14 protein-coding genes and 1 tRNA gene are annotated in these 16,525 nt (G+C 33.7%); 7 read left to right on the top strand and 8 right to left on the bottom strand.

Annotated elements, in window-relative coordinates; genetic code table 11:
* Positions 1–13: 13 nt before the first annotated feature.
* The 4 genes from CWS01_RS20370 to CWS01_RS20355 are packed head-to-tail and all read left to right on the top strand — an operon-like array spanning position 14 to position 4,439.
* Entirely contained in the window at positions 14–835 is an 822-nt protein-coding gene (locus tag CWS01_RS20370; protein ID WP_101179053.1) for an ABC transporter permease, read from the top strand.
* A 5-nt stretch (positions 836–840) separates the two neighbouring features.
* Positions 841–1,629, top strand: coding sequence for an ABC transporter permease (locus tag CWS01_RS20365; protein WP_101179051.1), 789 nt, complete (start codon positions 841–843; stop codon positions 1,627–1,629).
* Between the two features lie 15 nt (positions 1,630–1,644).
* Positions 1,645–2,709, top strand: a complete 1,065-nt coding sequence (locus CWS01_RS20360) for an ABC transporter ATP-binding protein (protein WP_101179049.1) — start codon at positions 1,645–1,647, stop codon at positions 2,707–2,709.
* Positions 2,710–2,723: 14 nt separating this feature from the next.
* Entirely contained in the window at positions 2,724–4,439 is a 1,716-nt protein-coding gene (locus CWS01_RS20355; protein ID WP_101179047.1) for an adenine deaminase C-terminal domain-containing protein, read from the top strand.
* A 73-nt stretch (positions 4,440–4,512) separates the two neighbouring features.
* Here the strand turns inward: CWS01_RS20355 and CWS01_RS20350 are convergent, their stop codons facing one another.
* Complete coding sequence (locus CWS01_RS20350) at positions 4,513–5,256, bottom strand: NADPH-dependent oxidoreductase (RefSeq protein WP_101179045.1); 744 nt, start codon at positions 5,254–5,256, stop codon at positions 4,513–4,515.
* A 189-nt stretch (positions 5,257–5,445) separates the two neighbouring features.
* Positions 5,446–6,231, bottom strand: a complete 786-nt coding sequence (locus CWS01_RS20345) for an SDR family oxidoreductase (RefSeq protein ID WP_101179043.1) — start codon at positions 6,229–6,231, stop codon at positions 5,446–5,448.
* 235 nt (positions 6,232–6,466) lie between these two features.
* Here CWS01_RS20345 and CWS01_RS20340 point away from each other — a divergent pair, with 235 nt between their 5' ends.
* A complete protein-coding gene (locus tag CWS01_RS20340) occupies positions 6,467–7,462 on the top strand; it encodes a zinc-dependent alcohol dehydrogenase family protein (protein ID WP_101179041.1) in 996 nt (331 codons plus the stop codon).
* A 52-nt stretch (positions 7,463–7,514) separates the two neighbouring features.
* Here CWS01_RS20340 and CWS01_RS20335 read toward each other — a convergent pair whose 3' ends face one another.
* Complete coding sequence (locus CWS01_RS20335) at positions 7,515–9,194, bottom strand: Ig-like domain-containing protein (RefSeq protein ID WP_157827711.1); 1,680 nt, start codon at positions 9,192–9,194, stop codon at positions 7,515–7,517.
* A gap of 157 nt (positions 9,195–9,351) precedes the next feature.
* Complete coding sequence (locus CWS01_RS20330) at positions 9,352–9,711, bottom strand: hypothetical protein (RefSeq protein ID WP_101179039.1); 360 nt, start codon at positions 9,709–9,711, stop codon at positions 9,352–9,354.
* A gap of 168 nt (positions 9,712–9,879) precedes the next feature.
* Between CWS01_RS20330 and tlp the strand changes: the two genes are divergently transcribed.
* Both tlp and aldA read left to right on the top strand, forming a co-directional pair.
* Positions 9,880–10,113, top strand: a complete 234-nt coding sequence (tlp, locus tag CWS01_RS20325; protein ID WP_101179037.1) for a small acid-soluble spore protein Tlp — start codon at positions 9,880–9,882, stop codon at positions 10,111–10,113.
* A 460-nt stretch (positions 10,114–10,573) separates the two neighbouring features.
* Positions 10,574–12,040 (top strand): aldehyde dehydrogenase, encoded by a 1,467-nt coding sequence (aldA, locus tag CWS01_RS20320; RefSeq protein ID WP_101179035.1) that lies wholly within the window; start codon positions 10,574–10,576, stop codon positions 12,038–12,040.
* A 42-nt stretch (positions 12,041–12,082) separates the two neighbouring features.
* Here the strand turns inward: aldA and nspC are convergent, their stop codons facing one another.
* The 4 genes from nspC to CWS01_RS20300 all read right to left on the bottom strand — a co-directional run bounded on the left by nspC (position 12,083) and on the right by CWS01_RS20300 (position 15,645).
* Positions 12,083–13,222, bottom strand: a complete 1,140-nt coding sequence (gene nspC, locus CWS01_RS20315) for a carboxynorspermidine decarboxylase (protein ID WP_101179032.1) — start codon at positions 13,220–13,222, stop codon at positions 12,083–12,085.
* A gap of 10 nt (positions 13,223–13,232) precedes the next feature.
* Positions 13,233–14,432, bottom strand: a complete 1,200-nt coding sequence (locus CWS01_RS20310) for a saccharopine dehydrogenase family protein (protein ID WP_101179030.1) — start codon at positions 14,430–14,432, stop codon at positions 13,233–13,235.
* Positions 14,433–14,750: 318 nt separating this feature from the next.
* Positions 14,751–14,826: transfer RNA gene (locus CWS01_RS20305), tRNA-Ala, on the bottom strand.
* A 123-nt stretch (positions 14,827–14,949) separates the two neighbouring features.
* Complete coding sequence (locus tag CWS01_RS20300) at positions 14,950–15,645, bottom strand: MgtC/SapB family protein (RefSeq protein ID WP_101179028.1); 696 nt, start codon at positions 15,643–15,645, stop codon at positions 14,950–14,952.
* Positions 15,646–16,525 lie beyond the last annotated feature (880 nt).

Genomic DNA, 16,525 nt, shown 5'->3' with positions numbered 1-16,525 from the left:
AGGGAGTGGTAACGTGAAAAAAAGATATCTATACCTGTTGCTATTGCCAGGCATTTTGTTTTTAACCATATTTATGGTTATTCCCATTCTTTCTATGATAGGGACAACCTTACATGATGATGGAACCTTTAGCATAAAGGGATATATTGATTTTTTTAGAGATGACTATTTTCTTAAAATATTGCTGACAACGCTTCGTGTTAGCTTGTTAACAACCATTATTTGTATTCTAATTGGCTTCCCAGTTGCTTATTATATTTCAAAACTGCAAGCCAGAAAAAAAGCTATTTTCTTACTATTGACTATTTTCCCCCTTTTAACAAGCCCGGTAGTCCGTTCCTTCAGTTGGATGATAATTGTCGGGAAGAATGGAGTGCTTAACAAGCTATTAATAAATATGGGATTAGTTGAACAGCCTCTTGAGATTCTTTATACTCCTTCTTCAATCATAATTGGATTAGTTCATTTATTTTTGCCATTAGTAATTGTTACTTTAGTGGGAGTAATGGAGAATATCGAAGATGACTTGTTGCAGGCGGCGGAAAGTTTAGGAGCTTCTAAGTTAGGTGTATTTTTAAAAGTGGTTGTTCCATTATGTGTACCAGGTTTAGTTAATGGAGGTATTTTAGTGTTTGTTGGTAGTTTTACCGCCTACACAACACCTGCTTTGCTTGGTGGAAAACAACGAGTAATTTCCACGTTTTTATATCAAAATGCGATCACACTAAATAATTGGAAACTTGCTTCAATAGTCGCAACAATTATGATTATCGTAACATTTATTATTATTTCCATAATGAATGGATTAGCCAAAAAATTAAATCCAAAGGGGTAAGGTGTATGCAGGAAAAAAATAGAGGATTGGCCCTTTTTACACTCCTCGTGTTTATTTTCTTACTAGGGCCTTTACTAATTATATCCATCACTTCTTTTGAGAGCGGAAATATTTTGAAATTTCCTCCAGAAGAATATTCATTCAAATGGTATGAGAATATTTTTAAAGTGGAAATGTTTTTAACTACATTTAAAACATCCATTATGGTTTCCATAGCAGGAAATATTTTAGCCCTAATACTAGGGATTCCTGCAGCGTATGCATTAAGCCGATTTGACTTTAAAGGCAAGGGCCTAGTAAATGCTGTTTTTGTTTCTCCTGTTCTGATTCCTGGAATTGTATTAGGTTTTTCGTTTTTGCGTTATATAGTAGTTGCTTATCAACTTCCTATCTATGTTTCCTTATTTATTGGGCACACCGTTATTATGCTGCCTTTTATTATTCGGGTAATATATTCTAGTCTAACCAATTTTGATTTTAGTATAGAAGAAGCTGCACAAAGCTTAGGTGCAAGTAAGCTTGGAACGTTCTTTACTATAGTGCTTCCAAATATTAAATCAGGAATTATGGCCGCTGTAATGATTGCATTTCTGGAATCTTTTAATAATGTAGATATTTCCGTTTATATGACAGGTCCTGGAATTAGTACATTTCCAATTCAGATGTTACTTTACGTAGAAAATTATTTTGATCCAACCGTTGCAGCAATTTCTGTATTGCTTATGCTTATTACGGCGATTTTTATGTTCCTAGTAGAAAGATTAATGGGATTATCTTATTTTACAAAAAGATAGAGGTGGTTAAAAGAGATGGCTTTATTTACTCTGCAAAATATTTCTGTTGCATATAACAAAAAAGAAATCTTAAAAGACTTTAACCTTAAGATAGAAAAGGGGAAGCTTGTTTCTCTCTTAGGACCAAGTGGGTGCGGAAAAACCACCACATTACGTTTGATAGCTGGATTTTTGCAATCCACTGAAGGTAAGTTTTTATTTAAAGATAAAGATTATACAAAAGTGCCAGTAAATAAACGCAACTTCGGTTTTGTTTTTCAAAACTATGCTTTATTTCCGCACTTAACTATATTTGATAATATTGCTTTTGGTCTTAGGTTAAGAAAAGTATCAAAAATAGAGATAGAAAAGCGTGTATTAAACATGTTGGAAACTGTTAATCTATCTGGATTTCAAAATAGATTTCCAGCAGAACTTTCTGGGGGGCAGAGGCAGCGTGTAGCAATTGCAAGAGCTTTAGTAATTGAACCAGAAATCCTGTTGTTTGATGAACCGTTAAGTAATCTAGATGCAAACTTACGTGTAAATATGCGAGTGGAAATACGACGTATTCAACAAGAATTAGGAATTACAACTGTATATGTTTCTCATGATCAAGAGGAATGCTTTTCAATTTCAGATCAGGTAGCCATTATGAATAAGGGAGTTATTGAGCAGCTTAGTGACCCTGCCACTATTTATCAGTATCCTGAAACAAAGTTTGTTGCTGATTTTATTGGTTTTAAGAATTTTATAGAATTTGATCAAAGAATAGATAAAGAAAATGAAATTGAACTTTATAAAGGAAATCTTGTATTCACGATTCAAAGACATGTCCATATGAATAATCTGAATAAAAAAATAGGGGCTATACGTCCAGATGACTTTATGCTAACAGAGATGACAGAAGATCAGGTAATACCCCAAAATGGAATGATCGGAATGGTTAAAGTTACTACATTTCTTGGTAGAAGTTATCAATATGTTGTGGAAACATCTATTGGAGATTTTACGATTAATAAGGAAATGGTTGATCCATATCATGCAGGCCAGAAAGTTATAATTGTTATTCCAAGAAATCAGATGGTGCTAGTTGATTAGCCAGGAGGGGTAAAATGAATATTGATATGCTAGTAGTAGGTGCTACTGTCTACAATAGCTATTATAAAAAGTTTATTAAAGGAAATGTAGCAATAAAGGATAGGAAATTTCTATATATTGGTCAAAAAGGTGCCGAAGTTTTTCAAGCAAAAGAAATATTGGAAGCTAACGGGAAATATATGATACCAGGTTTAATTGATATTCATTTGCATATTGAAAGCACTATGGTAACACCTGCTACTTTTTCTTATGGTTTAATTAAAAATGGGGTTACTACAATTGTACCTGAGCCACATGAAATGGCGAATGTATTTGGAATAGCAGGAGTAAAAGAGATGATTAAAGCAAGCAAGAACTGTACGGTAGATATGTTCTATGCTATTCCAAGTTCTGTTCCTGCAACATCAATGGAAACAACAGGCGGATCTATTGAAATAGAAGATATAGATGAATTGTTAAATACAGAGCAGATTAAATGTTTGGGTGAAATCATGAACTATTATGATGTGATTACAGATCCCAACTGTAAAACAAACCAGATTCTTACACATATTCTTACATCTTATCCTGAACTAATAATAGAAGGACATGTTCCAAAACTATTAGATCTAGAATTGCAAACTTTAGCGTATGCAGGAGTTAATTCTGATCATACCCATCAAACAGTTGAAGGAATGAAAGAACGGATTGCCATTGGTATGTTTCTTGAAATCCAAGAAAAATCAATGACGAAAGAAGTGATGGACTATTTATTAGAAAATCAGGTAGATGAACACTTTTGTTTTGTCACAGATGATGTAATGGCAGATTCATTTGAAAATAGGGGCCATTTAAATGTTTTATTGAAGAAAGCTATAAAAATGGGGATGGCGCCGGAAAAGGCAATTTATGCGTGTACTTATACACCTTCACAGCGAATGAGGATGTATGATAGAGGAGTAATAGCTCCTGGGAAAATAGCAGATTTCCTGCTTGTGTCTGATTTGCAAAACTTTCTGATAGATCATGTATATAAGAAGGGGAGTTTAGAATATGATGCTTCCGAGCTTTATATGCAAACGGTTATGGACAAACAATTTCCAAAATCTTTTTATGAAAGTATAAAGTTAAGGGCTTTACAAGAAAAAGATTTTAGTGTGAGGCTTCCTTATGAAAATAGCAATCTTACTTGCCGAATAATTCATGTACAAAATGGTTCTACTTTTACGGAAGAAAAACAAGATATTCTTCGGGTGAAGGATAAGGAACTTTTATGGGAAGAAAGTGATCATTGTTTAATAAAAACCTTTGAACGATATGGGAAAAACAATAATCAAGCACATGGATTAATTAATGGAGATATTTTAAAAAGAGGAGCCGTGGCAACCACTTATTCTCATGATAATCATAACCTTTTAGTTGTAGGAAAAAATAAAAAGGATATGCTGCTAGCAGCAAATGAAGTAATTAAACATCAAGGTGGCATATGCTGTGTAGAAAACGGAGAGATTCTTTCTATTGTTCCACTACCTGTAGGAGGCATATTATCAGAAGAACCTTTGGATACTGTCTCAAAGCAAGTGGAACAGTTAACGAATGCTTTAAAGTCCTTAGGATATGAACATTATAATGTGATTATGTCATTAAGTACATTATCTCTTCCTGTAAGTCCAGCCTTAAAAATAACCGATTATGGACTCATTAATGTAAATGAAGGAAAAGTCGTGCCGCTTGTGGTAGAAAAGGACTAAATTGTTAAATAGTATTCCATAAATGGAGTAAATAGGTTGGGGGCTAGGCGCCTCCGACCTATTTATGTTTGTATTATTTAAGCAAATCTTTTGCAGGAAATCCTTGTTTTTTCAGCATATCAGCATTGCTAGGATAATAGGATTGGCTATAAAACTTAGCAACGCGGTCAGTCCAGTTTGCTTCTGTGTCGCCACGGTCTTTTAAATAAGTTTTAAAGGTTTCGTTATAAGCCTGTAAAAAAGGCAGCTGGTCTTGATTATAGATTTCTTTATGTATAATGCTTTCTTTTGGCAATCGTGGTTTTATGCCAGGATCCTCTGTGGGGTAACCAAGACATAATCCAGAGATTGGAATTACGTATTTTGGCAATTGTAAAAAGTCCACCACTTCTAGAGAGTTTCTTCTTATGCCACCAATTGGCACAGTGCCAAGTTCCAAGGATTCTGCCGCTGTAATGGCATTTGCCATTGCGAGTCCTACATCTGTTGCCCCTACTAATAATGCATCTATATCATTTAGTGCTTCCAACTGAGTATCTTCCATTTCACTAGCAAGTTTTGCACGATAGAAATCTGCGCAAAATATAAGGAATACAGGAGCCTCATTTATATGTTTTTGATTCCCGCAAAGTTCTGCAAGACGGTCTTTTCGACTCTTATCTTGGACGACAATGACAGATACTTGCTGTCCATTTATCCATGATGGTGACGCCTGTGCAGCTTCCACAATTGTTTCCAATATATCTGCTGATACAGATTTTGGGGAATATTTTCGGTATGAACGGTGATTTTTTAGTGTTTCGATTACTTGATTCATTATATAGTATATCCTCCTTTAACATAAATTCTTTAAGATGAAATTTCCGAAAAAAATTATTTTAATTATACTCTTACTTGTATCATATTATTTTTTCTATAAAAAATAAACTAATCCATTTTGCAGCGAAAAAAAACTGAATGGTATAGTCTTTTTTAGACATCATTCAGTTTTTTCTATATGGAAGCTTTACAGCAATGATTCAGCACCATCGATATAAATTTCTGTTCCGGTAATATGACTGGAAGCTTTTGAACTTAAGAAACAGACTAAGTCGGCTACTTGTTCTGGTTCTCCAGATTTTTGAGCAAGTGGCTGATTTCCTTTTGGATATTCTACAGGAATGGTAATTTCGTTTAGTTTCTCTTGATCAGAAATCGTACTTGCATCAATATTTGTAGAAATGGCACCTGGACAAATCATATTTACTCTAATTTTATATTGCGCTAACTCTAATGCGGCCATCTTTCCAAATGCTACTTGCCCGGCTTTAGATGTACTGTATGCAGACATGCCAAAATTTTTGTAAATTCTGTTTCCATTGATGCTGCTTGTAATAATGATGCTTCCTCCATTTTCTTTCATATAAGGAATGCAATAGCGGACAGTTAAAAAAGTGCTTCTGAGGTTTGTTTCTATCGTTGTATCCCAATCTAATGGAGTTAATGTTTCAATTGGTGCTACACGTCCATTTATACCCGCATTAACTAAAGCGATATCAATTTTTTTCCATTTTTCTGCTGTTTGTTCAATTGCATTTTTTAAGGAAATAGGATCAGATACATTTGTTTCAAAAATAATAGCTTCTCCTCCCGCATGTGAAATTTCTTTTTGGACTTCCATTAATTGATTTATTTCTAAATCAAGCAAACTAACTTTAACCCCTAAAGCTGCTAAAGAAATAGCAGATGCGCGTCCTATCCCTGATGCAGCACCGGTTATAACTGCTACCTCATCCATTAAATCATTTATCATTATTTATTTTCCTCCCTATCAAAAAAACTTTTTGTATATCAAATAAATAGTACATATTGGAAAATACATTAGTACTCTATAACCCAATAAAGAGATTTAAAAACCTAATTAGCTTAACTCAGAATCAAATCAATAGAAGGATGTAAAAAGAAAGAAAGTTTCGTGACGATTATGCATATTATTGTTGTGCTGTTCTTTTTTTATGTACAATAAAAAAAGAACAGGAGGGAGAATAATGAAAGCACAATTAATAAAAGAGTTTGGAGATGCGTCTGTTTTTCAACTAGCAGAAATAGCGAAGCCTACTATTTGTCGTGGACATGTATTAATTAAAGTAAGGGCAACAAGTGTAAATCCAATTGATACAAAAGTGAGAAGTGGTGCAGTACCTGCTGCAGCGCCTAGTTTGCCTGCTATTATTCATGGGGATGTTGCTGGTGTGGTTGCCGAGGTTGGAGAAGGTGTTACTTCATTTCAGGTAGGAGATGAAGTATTTGGCTGTGCCGGCGGCTTTAAAGGAACAGGAGGAGCGCTTGCAGAATACATGTTGGCAGATGAACGCCTTCTTGCACATAAGCCAAAAAACATCTCAATGGAAGAAGCGGCAGCCATTCCTTTGGTAGCCATTACAGCTTGGGAAGCGTTATTTGAAAAAGGCAAGTTAACGGAAGATCAAGATGTGTTAATACATGGCGCAACAGGCGGTGTTGGCCATATTGCTATTCAACTAGCTAAATGGGCAGGTGCGAAAGTATATACAACCGCTTCTACAGAAAATAAAATAAAGTTGGCAAAACAGCTGGGAGCAGATGCTGTTATAAATTATAAGGAACAATCTGTACAAGCATATGTCGATCAGTATACAGCTGGTAAAGGTTTTTCATTAGTTTTTGATACAGTTGGAGGACAAAATTTAGATCGTTCTTTTGAAGCGGCAGCAGTTAACGGTACTGTGGTGGCAATTGCAGCACGATCTACCCATGATTTATCGCCATTACATAGCAAAGGTTTATCTCTTCACGTTGTATTTATGTTGTTAAAAATATTAAATGAAGAGCAGCGAAAAGATCATGGCAGAATTTTAGCAGACATTGCAAAAGTAGTAGAGGAAGGAAAAATTTGTCCGTTAGTGGATGAAAAAGTCTTTACGTTTGAAGAAGCACCACTTGCTCATCAATATTTAGAATCCGGTAAGGCTATTGGTAAAATTGTATTGAAAAATGAATGGTAGGATAAAAAACATCCACTCTATAATCTAGAATGGATGTTTATTTCTATATGGCTTATTTCACTACTTTGATGCTTTTGCTTTTGCTTGTGTTTTTTGCTGAATCGGTTGCGGTTGCCATAATAATAGTGTTTGCTTTTTGTGGCTTAATCGTAATTTTAAAGTTTTGAGATTTATCTGTTTTTCCTGTACCAATTTGTTTATTATTCGCTTTTAAAATGACTGTTGAACCAGCTTCTGCTTTTCCTGTAACAACTTTGGATTTGGATGTTGTTTTATTTAAGGAAGGAGGAGCTGGCGGTGTTTTATCTAAAACTTTTATAGCGCTGCTTTTGCTCGTGTTTTTGCTGGCATCGGTTGCAATGGCAGTAATAACAGTATTTGCTTTTTGTGATTTAATGTTAATTTTAAAGTTTTTTGCCTTATCTGCAGTTCCTTTGCCGATTACAGTATTTTTAACTTTTAAAGTAATGGTGGAACCGGTTTCCGCTTTTCCTATAACAGTTTTTGAGACACTAGTTACTTTATTTAAACTTGGTGCAGCCGGTGACGTTTTGTCAGCAACTGTAATTACTTTTGCTTCACTTACAGTATTTAAGCTATTTTTGTAAGTAATCGTTAATTTGGTTCCTGCTTTTTGTGGTGCAATTTTAGCCGTGAATTTGCCGCTTTTGTTAGCTGTTGGTGCTGCTAATATAGATGCGCCTCTTTTAATCGTTACTGTAAATCCTGCCGGGGCTTTCCCTGATATTACTTTAGATTGATCAGTCACAGTATATACCGTTGGTGATTCCACTTTTTTTGTAATATAAACAGATGAAATAAAGCCACTAATTTTACCATCCATCGTTTTCACCGGATACCATACATATTGGTTTGGCTTAGAAGAGGTATCATAAGTGAAATTTCCATTAATGATTAACGTTGTATTTTTAGCTAAATTTTTTAATCCAATAGATTCTTTATTCGGATATTTACGCATGTTTACAATGTCTGTTGTTACTACTTTGGCTCCTTTGGTGAAGTTATAAATAGATTCATGCATTTCTGCTTTTATCGTATAGGTTTTTGTTATAAATTTTATATTGTCCACGGAATTTGAATTATATTGAAAGTCTTTTTTGCTGAAAGGATAGGATGCCAAAGAGTGCTCTTCTAGATAGCTTTCACGCATAAGAATTCCCAGTACTTTTTCTTGATAAGCATTGCTGTTGCGTTTGCCTGTACTGCTTATAATCGGATTATTGCTAGGTTTTGTTCCATTATAGGCCATGATGGGAAAATACCAGTTCTCGATTATTTGGCGGTCTGCACCACTAATTTTAGGCAAATCTCCACGTTTATACATACTGTCTAAAACTTCAACGCCTGCTTGAATATTATAGAGAATATCTGTTTTTAGCTTTTCTTCGGAATATTTTGTTTGATTGGTTAATTGCATAATGCCAATTCCGCCATCTGAGGCAACAAGTGGCTTGGTATTAACATATTGTTTCCAGCCGCTTTCTTGATAAGCCACTGCTTTTACTATTTCAGGAGGAATCTTATAGGCCAATGCGGCATTTGTTAACAGACAGTTAATTTGTTGAAAAGATGGATTCACACCTTGCTTTACCTGACCAAACGAAGCACATGTTGAACTCCAATTTGCGGCAGCTGCTTTATCAGGCTTAAAGAAAGGGATCAAAACAAGATAAAAACTTAAACTGCATATTAATAGTTTCTTTACAAACAATGAAATACAAACCTCCAAATTTAAATAGAATATTAAACTAGTTTATATTTTACTATATTTGAAGAACTAGAACTAATAGAAATGATAAAAATAATGGAAAAAAAAAGAAACAATAAATAATTATTATTTCTTAGTTCAGTAAAAATCTGTCAGGAGATTAAGGATTTTCATTTGAATCAGCAGCTGATTCTTGTTCAAATAAAGAAAGTGCTTCTTTGCTAATGGTTAAAGAATCTTTATTTTTGGGCATTGTTTGTGATTGTGTTTGAGAACTAATTTGGCTGCTAGTAGTGCTGTTTGTTTTTAATGCTTGAATTTGTTCTTCAATGGCTTCAATTTGCTTTTTAATTTGTTCTACCTGTTTTTCTTTTTCATCTTCTTTTAAATTTTCATTCTGTTCAATTTGTGTTTGCTGTGTTTGCAGTTGCTGTTTTTGGCTTTCTAATTTTTGCAATTCATTATTCGAATTTGCAGAAGTGGTAGTGTTGATGCTTGAATTAATCGATGAAATGTTCATTATATAAAGTCCCCTTTTTATAAGAAATAATAATAAAAAGTATAAGAAAGATTTCTTAATATTTCCTTAAAAAAATATTCCTAAAAATGGTAAATAGAAAATGGATAATTAGATAAAAGATTATCCAAAATACTTTAGTAACTATTTTTTATAAGGGAGGAATTTTATATGGTACAAAATAAGCCTAATCATGATGATCGTTCAGATAATGTGGAGAAATTGCAAGATATGGTGCAAAATACACTAGAAAATATCGATAAAGCAGAGGAAACAATGGCTTTTTCGAGTGAAGAAGAGAAAGCTAAAATTGAACAAAAAAACAAAAGAAGAGAACAATCAATTCAGGGGTTTAGAGAAGAAATAGAAGATGAATCTGTAGCTCGTGAAAATGGCTATCAATAATATCTGATTTCTAATGAAAAATGGGCGTAATTAAATAGACGCCCATTTTTTTGATATAGAAGGAAAAAAAGAACTTATTTGATGGTAGGCAGATACATATATAGTGATAAATGAATGCACAAGAAGTAAGCTTTCCTGGAGGAGAAGGTATTAGAAACTATCTTACAAAAATATACAATTATTTGGCTTTGTATCAGAGCGCTGTCAGATATAGCATATGCTGATAAGTATTCTGATAATAATTAGTTCAACTATGGATAATTTTGCAAAACCTATAGAACAATGGAAATTCAAAGAATAAAAAGTAATATCAAAAAAAAACAAATGTAAAAGAAAATAAACGGAAGTCTGTTTTTGTTGACATTCAGAAAAACAAACCTCATAATTTATGTAAGCGTTATATTAACGGAGTGTTTTTATTGGCGCTTGCCTTTTTGAATAACATTGGGGAGGAAATAAAATGAGTACAAAAACAGAAACTAAACAATATCAAATGTATATAAATGGAGAATTTTTAGATTCAAAATCTGGTGAATATATTTCGGTATATAACCCTTCAACTGAAGAATTGATTTCACAAGTACCAAGCTGTACAGTAGAAGAAGTTCAAGAAGCGATAGATGTTGCAGAACAAGCACAAAAACAGTGGAAAAAGAAACCGGCAAGTGAGCGTGCAAAGTATCTAACAGCTTTAGCTGAAGAAATTCGAAAGAATAAAGAGTTTCTTGCACGTGTCATTTCAGAAGAACAGGGGAAGGTTCTTGCTCTATCTACTACAGAAGTTGAGTTTACAGCTGATTATATAGATTATATGGCAGGCATGGCTAGAAGCTATGAAGGGGAAATTTTGCAAAGTGATCGTCCTAATGAAAATATTATGATATTTAAAGAGCCAATAGGAGTAGTAGCTGGATTTTTACCTTGGAACTTTCCATTTTTCCTTGTTGCCAGAAAGGCGGCTCCAGCACTAGTTACTGGAAATACAATTGTGATTAAACCTAGCAGTGAGACTCCTAACAATGCACTTGAATTTGCTAAGTTAGTAGAAAAAGTGGGGATACCTAAAGGTGTATTTAATATTGTAACAGGGAGAGGCGGAACTGTAGGGGATAAGCTTGCTTCTAGCGAAAAAATCGGCCTTGTAAGTTTAACAGGCAGTGTTAACGCAGGAGTAAGTGTTATGAAAGCGGCGAGCGATAATGTAACAAAAGTAAGTTTAGAGCTTGGAGGAAAAGCCCCAGCGATTGTAGCTGAAGATGCAGATCTTGATTTAGCTGTAAAGGCAATAGTAGATTCACGTATTATTAATAGCGGACAGGTATGCAATTGTGCAGAGCGTGTTTATGTGCATGAAAGCATCGCAGGTACATTTACTACTAAAATAGTTGAAGCAATGAAAAAAGTTAATTTTGGAAATCCATTAGAAGAAGAGAACTTAGATATGGGACCTCTAGTAAGTAAACAAGCATTAGAGTCCGTTGAAGCGATGGTAAATCAAGCAGTGCTTGAAGGTGCACAAGTTTTATCAGGTGGAAAACGTGCAGATAGAGAAACGGGCTATTTTTATGAGCCGACTGTACTAATTAATGTTAAACAAGATTCAGAGATTGTTCAGGAAGAAGTATTTGGACCAGTTTTACCTATTTTGACTTTTAAAGATTTAGATGAAGCAATCAAACTCGCTAATGATTGTCAATATGGTTTAACATCTTCCATTTATACACAAAATCTTGATACAGCTATGCGCGCAGCAAATGAATTATTATTTGGGGAAACATATATTAACAGAGAAAACTTTGAAGCTATTCAAGGGTTTCATTCCGGAAGAAAAAAATCTGGCATCGGTGGGGCAGATGGCAAACATGGTCTAGAAGAATTCCTGCAAACACATGTTGTTTATCTACAGCATAATCCTAATAAAAAATAATAGATGCAAAAAAATCCACCTAGGTGGATTTTTTTGCATCTATTAAGATAATCTATTGCTATAATCTTCATAAACAAATTGACGGATAACTTTCATGCCTTCTTCTTCGTTGTAGGAAGCAATAGCTGGCAAGTTTACTCCATTAAACATATGATTTTTAACCATTGTATAATGCGCCATATCACAGAATATTAATCGATCCCCTGGCTTTAATGGTTCGTCAAAGGAATAGTCTCCGATTACATCACCTGCTAAACAAGTCATTCCGCCAAGTCTGTATGTGTATTCCTTTTCCCCAGGCATGCCTGCACCAATAATATTAGGTCGGTACGGCATTTCGAGAACGTCTGGCATATGACAAGTTGCAGAAGTATCTAATATAGCGATATCCATTCCGTTATTGACAATATCAAGAACGGTTGTAGCAAGGTAGCCAGTGTTTAAAGCTATTGCTTCACCAGGTTCTAAGTATACATCAACATTATATTTTTCTTTAATAAACAGAATAGATTCAACAAGTGTTTCAATATCATAGTCTGGTCTTGTAATATGATGTCCACCGCCAAAGTTGATCCATTTCATTTTTTTAATGTATTCACCAAATTTTTCATCGACTACTTTAATTGTACGCTTTAAAGTATCAGAATTTTGTTCGCACATTGTATGGAAATGAAGTCCGTCAATGCCTTCTAATTCTTCTGGTTTAAAATTAGCGAGAGTAACACCAAATCGTGAATATGGAGCACAAGGGTTATATAATTGAGTTTCAATTTCTGAATACTCTGGATTAATACGAAGACCAACGTCAATTTTTTTGTCTGTGTTTTTTACTTTATCTTTAAAACGATTCCACTGGTCAAAAGAATTAAAGACAATATGATCTGTGTATTGCAGCAATTCATCAAACTCACTATCAACATATGCTGGAGCGTATGCATGAACTTCTTTCCCCATTTTTTCAAAACCTAGTCTAGCTTCAAATAGGGAACTTGATGTAACACCTGCTAAGTATTTTCCTACTAAAGGAAATGTAGAGTGCATAGAAAAACCTTTTAACGCTAAAAGAATTTTTGCTCCGGTACGTTCTTGCACAGAATTTAATACTTCTAGATTTTTTGTTAATAGTCTTTCGTCTACCACGTAACAAGGTGATGGTGCTTGATTAAAATCGATTTTTTTCATTTCAGTCCTCTCAATCTATAAGAGTTGGAGAGAAATTCTCCTGCCATGGTAAACCATATTTATTTAGAGCATCCATAAATGGATCCGGATCGAATTCTTCTACATTGTAAACGCCTGGTTTTTTCCATTGACCTTTCATAATTAGCATAGCGCCAATCATTGCAGGTACGCCAGTTGTATAAGAAATAGCTTGAGATCCTACTTCTTGATAGCATTCTTGATGGTCACAAATATTGTATACATAATAAGATTTTGGCTTGCCGTCTTTTATACCTTGGATGATACAGCCAATGTTTGTTTTCCCTTTTGTTCTAGGTCCTAAAGAAGCTGGATCTGGCAGAATCTCTTTTAAGAATTGTAACGGGATGATTTCTTTTCCTTCATATATAATTGGTTCAATTGAAGTCATACCAACATTTTCTAGAACTTTTAAGTGATTTAAATAATTATCAGAGAATGTCATCCAGAATCTAATACGCTTAAGGTCTTTAATGTTAACAGCAAGTGACTCTAATTCTTCATGATATAAAAGGTAAATATTCTTAGGTCCAACCTGATCTAAATCATATTCTCTTTTTTCAGAAAGGGGAGCTGTTTCAATCCACTTGCCATTTTCCCAATAACGGCCGTTTGCTGTAATTTCACGAATATTGATTTCTGGATTAAAGTTTGTCGCAAAAGGATAGCCATGATCTCCACCATTTGCATCCACGATATCAATATAATGAATTTCATCAAAATGATGTTTTTGAGCATAGGCTGTAAATACTCCAGTTACACCTGGGTCGAATCCGCTTCCAAGCAATGCAGTTAAACCAGCTTCCTCAAACTTTTGTTTATATTCCCATTGCCATTTATACTCAAATTTAGCTGTTTCCGGCGGCTCGTAATTAGCTGTATCTAGATAATGAACACCTGTAGCTAAACATGCATCCATAATAGTTAAATCTTGATAAGGCAAAGCCACGTTTATTACTAATTCTGGTTTAAAAGAATTGATTAGCTCAATTACTTCTTCTGTTTTATCAGCATCGACTTGAGCAACTGAAACTTTTGTTTTGCCACCGTCTAATTTATTTTTTAACGCTTCACATTTAGAAAGCGTTCTGCTTGCAATACAAATTTCTTCGAATACGTCTGGCACCTGACAACATTTATGTGCAACAACACTAGCGACACCGCCAGCACCAATAATTAATGCTTTTCCCAAAATGAAAAACCTCCTTCATAATCCTTTTGAAAAAATTCAATAAGGCTGATTATACAGAAAGTGTGTTAAATAATCCATAAAATCCGACAAAATATAATATTTTTTTTTAGTATATGTCATTTTTTTTGTTATATAGGCATTTTTAGAAAGAAAAATTTTTATAGAATAATTTGTATTAGGAAATTTTTATGAAAAAAATGGATAGAAGACTGAAATTTTACTTTAAAATATGCATAGAAAAAAAGCAAAATATTATTTTCAAATCTTTTACTTTAGGTAGAAGATCTCAAAATAATATTTTGCCTGTTAGTTTTTTATTGGTGGAGACTATCGGGATCGAACCGACGACCTCTTGCATGCCATGCAAGCGCTCTCCCATCTGAGCTAAGCCCCCATTTAACTACTAGTAATTATACATTTTTTTTTACCATATTTCAATATCTTTTTATGAATTAAATAAGGTTTTACAAAGAAGAGATAAAATTTACTGATAGTCTATCTCTTCTTTTACAACAGATTAATTTAAACTTTCAACTTCTATCTGTTGTACCCCGTGTAATTCTCCAATATCTTGATATACGTCTGTGATGCTTCTTTTATTATTTACAATGACAATAAGGAGAATAGAATGATCGCCTGTTTCTAAATCTTTTATACGTACATGTTTAATGCCCATTTCAAGTTTTGCTACAGAATTAATGATGGAGGAAACATTTTCTTTCTGAGGCACTTTAATTTTTATGCGAATTTCCTTTTCTCTTAATTGGCGAGGGCCTACTAAACTCATGAAAATAGGAATATATTTAATGCTGAAAATTAGCAGTAAAACGCCAGTAATACCGGCCGTGTAATAACCAGCTCCCACAATAATCCCCATACCGCCAGCTCCCCAAATTAAAGCAGCGGTAGTCAGACCAGAAATACTATCATTGCCTCTTCTTAGAATAACACCAGCACCTAAAAAACCGATTCCAGATACAATTTGAGCCGGCAAGCGCAATGGATCCATTTGGATATTTACTGCATCGCTGCCTGGAAATTTATATGCAGCTTCTATTGATACAATTGTTAGCAAACAACTTACTATGCTAATAACTAAACTTGTTTTTAAACCCACTGGCTTACGTTTTATTTCTCTTTCTAGGCCAATGATAATGCCTAGTACTGTTGTAATTCCTAGTTTGATAAAAAGATCATAATCAAAATACATCATATCTCCATCTTTCCAGTTAGTGTTTTGTACTTGTTTAAAGGTTATATCATTATTATAAAGAATGTAATAACCTTCTACTATTAAATTCCAAACAGGAGTTAATAATATTATTTTATGAATAGTATGATTTAGTTATTACGCTAGAGAATTGTTTTGTTGTTATGCTTGTCAATAAAAGATAACCTTCATTAGACGAGTAAATCTTCCTTTTCATTTCGGAAGAAAACTTAATATGAAATGAATAAATGGTTTTATGTAAGGAGAAACCCTGCTTTTTAATGTATTTGAATACATAGTTTGTAGTAATCTTTTGTTATTGCCATTGGGTGGGAGGTGCTTTCATTAAGTAGATGTATGATAGTAGAATCATTATGCATTAAGAAAGATGCTAGATTTTTATTGGTGCGTGTTTTGAAGGGAAAGTTAGGGGAGTGTGTGTAGTTAATCTGTTTTAATAAAGAGATAAGGTTTTTAGATTTATTTTTAAACATGCATTTATTAATTCAGGACGGTAAATGGGGAAGTTTAAATATTGGATAATAAAGGTCTTGTAAAGATTTTTAGTGGAGTGGTATATGATGAAAAAAATATATAAATAGGTAGGAAATAAAATTTTTATTAAAACCGACCTATATTTTAAAAAAAATAGCAAAAAAGAGGTTGTATATTCATTTTATTCATGTTATATTTATTTTTGTCCTCAACGAGAGGAAAAGAAATGAAAAAACTTTCAAAAAAGATATTGACTTAATAATGTTGGATATGATATATTTATTGAGTCGCTTTTATAAGTGAAGATGTACTTGCTCTTTGAAAACTGAACAAACAAAACGTCAACAATATTCGTTTTATAACTTCGTTATAAAACGAAACAACAAGT

It is taken from the genome of Niallia nealsonii (genome assembly GCF_002835805.1).
Classification (GTDB): domain Bacteria; phylum Bacillota; class Bacilli; order Bacillales; family Cytobacillaceae; genus Niallia; species Niallia nealsonii.
Note: the sequence above shows the minus strand (reverse complement) of the source record. Positions and strands in the feature narration are given on the sequence as shown.

Bases quoted from the DNA above. Each gene is read 5' to 3' on its own strand.
- CWS01_RS20345 (WP_101179043.1), bottom strand. From the start codon at position 6,231: ATGATAAATGATTTAATGGATGAGGTAGCAGTTATAACCGGTGCTGCA.
- CWS01_RS20350 (WP_101179045.1), bottom strand. From the start codon at position 5,256: ATGAATCAAGTAATCGAAACACTAAAAAATCACCGTTCATACCGAAAA.
- tlp (WP_101179037.1), top strand. From the start codon at position 9,880: ATGGTACAAAATAAGCCTAATCATGATGATCGTTCAGATAATGTGGAG.
- CWS01_RS20365 (WP_101179051.1), top strand. From the start codon at position 841: ATGCAGGAAAAAAATAGAGGATTGGCCCTTTTTACACTCCTCGTGTTT.
- nspC (WP_101179032.1), bottom strand. From the start codon at position 13,222: ATGAAAAAAATCGATTTTAATCAAGCACCATCACCTTGTTACGTGGTA.
- CWS01_RS20360 (WP_101179049.1), top strand. From the start codon at position 1,645: ATGGCTTTATTTACTCTGCAAAATATTTCTGTTGCATATAACAAAAAA.
- CWS01_RS20340 (WP_101179041.1), top strand. From the start codon at position 6,467: ATGAAAGCACAATTAATAAAAGAGTTTGGAGATGCGTCTGTTTTTCAA.
- CWS01_RS20300 (WP_101179028.1), bottom strand. From the start codon at position 15,645: ATGATGTATTTTGATTATGATCTTTTTATCAAACTAGGAATTACAACA.
- aldA (WP_101179035.1), top strand. From the start codon at position 10,574: ATGAGTACAAAAACAGAAACTAAACAATATCAAATGTATATAAATGGA.
- CWS01_RS20355 (WP_101179047.1), top strand. From the start codon at position 2,724: ATGAATATTGATATGCTAGTAGTAGGTGCTACTGTCTACAATAGCTAT.
- CWS01_RS20330 (WP_101179039.1), bottom strand. From the start codon at position 9,711: ATGAACATTTCATCGATTAATTCAAGCATCAACACTACCACTTCTGCA.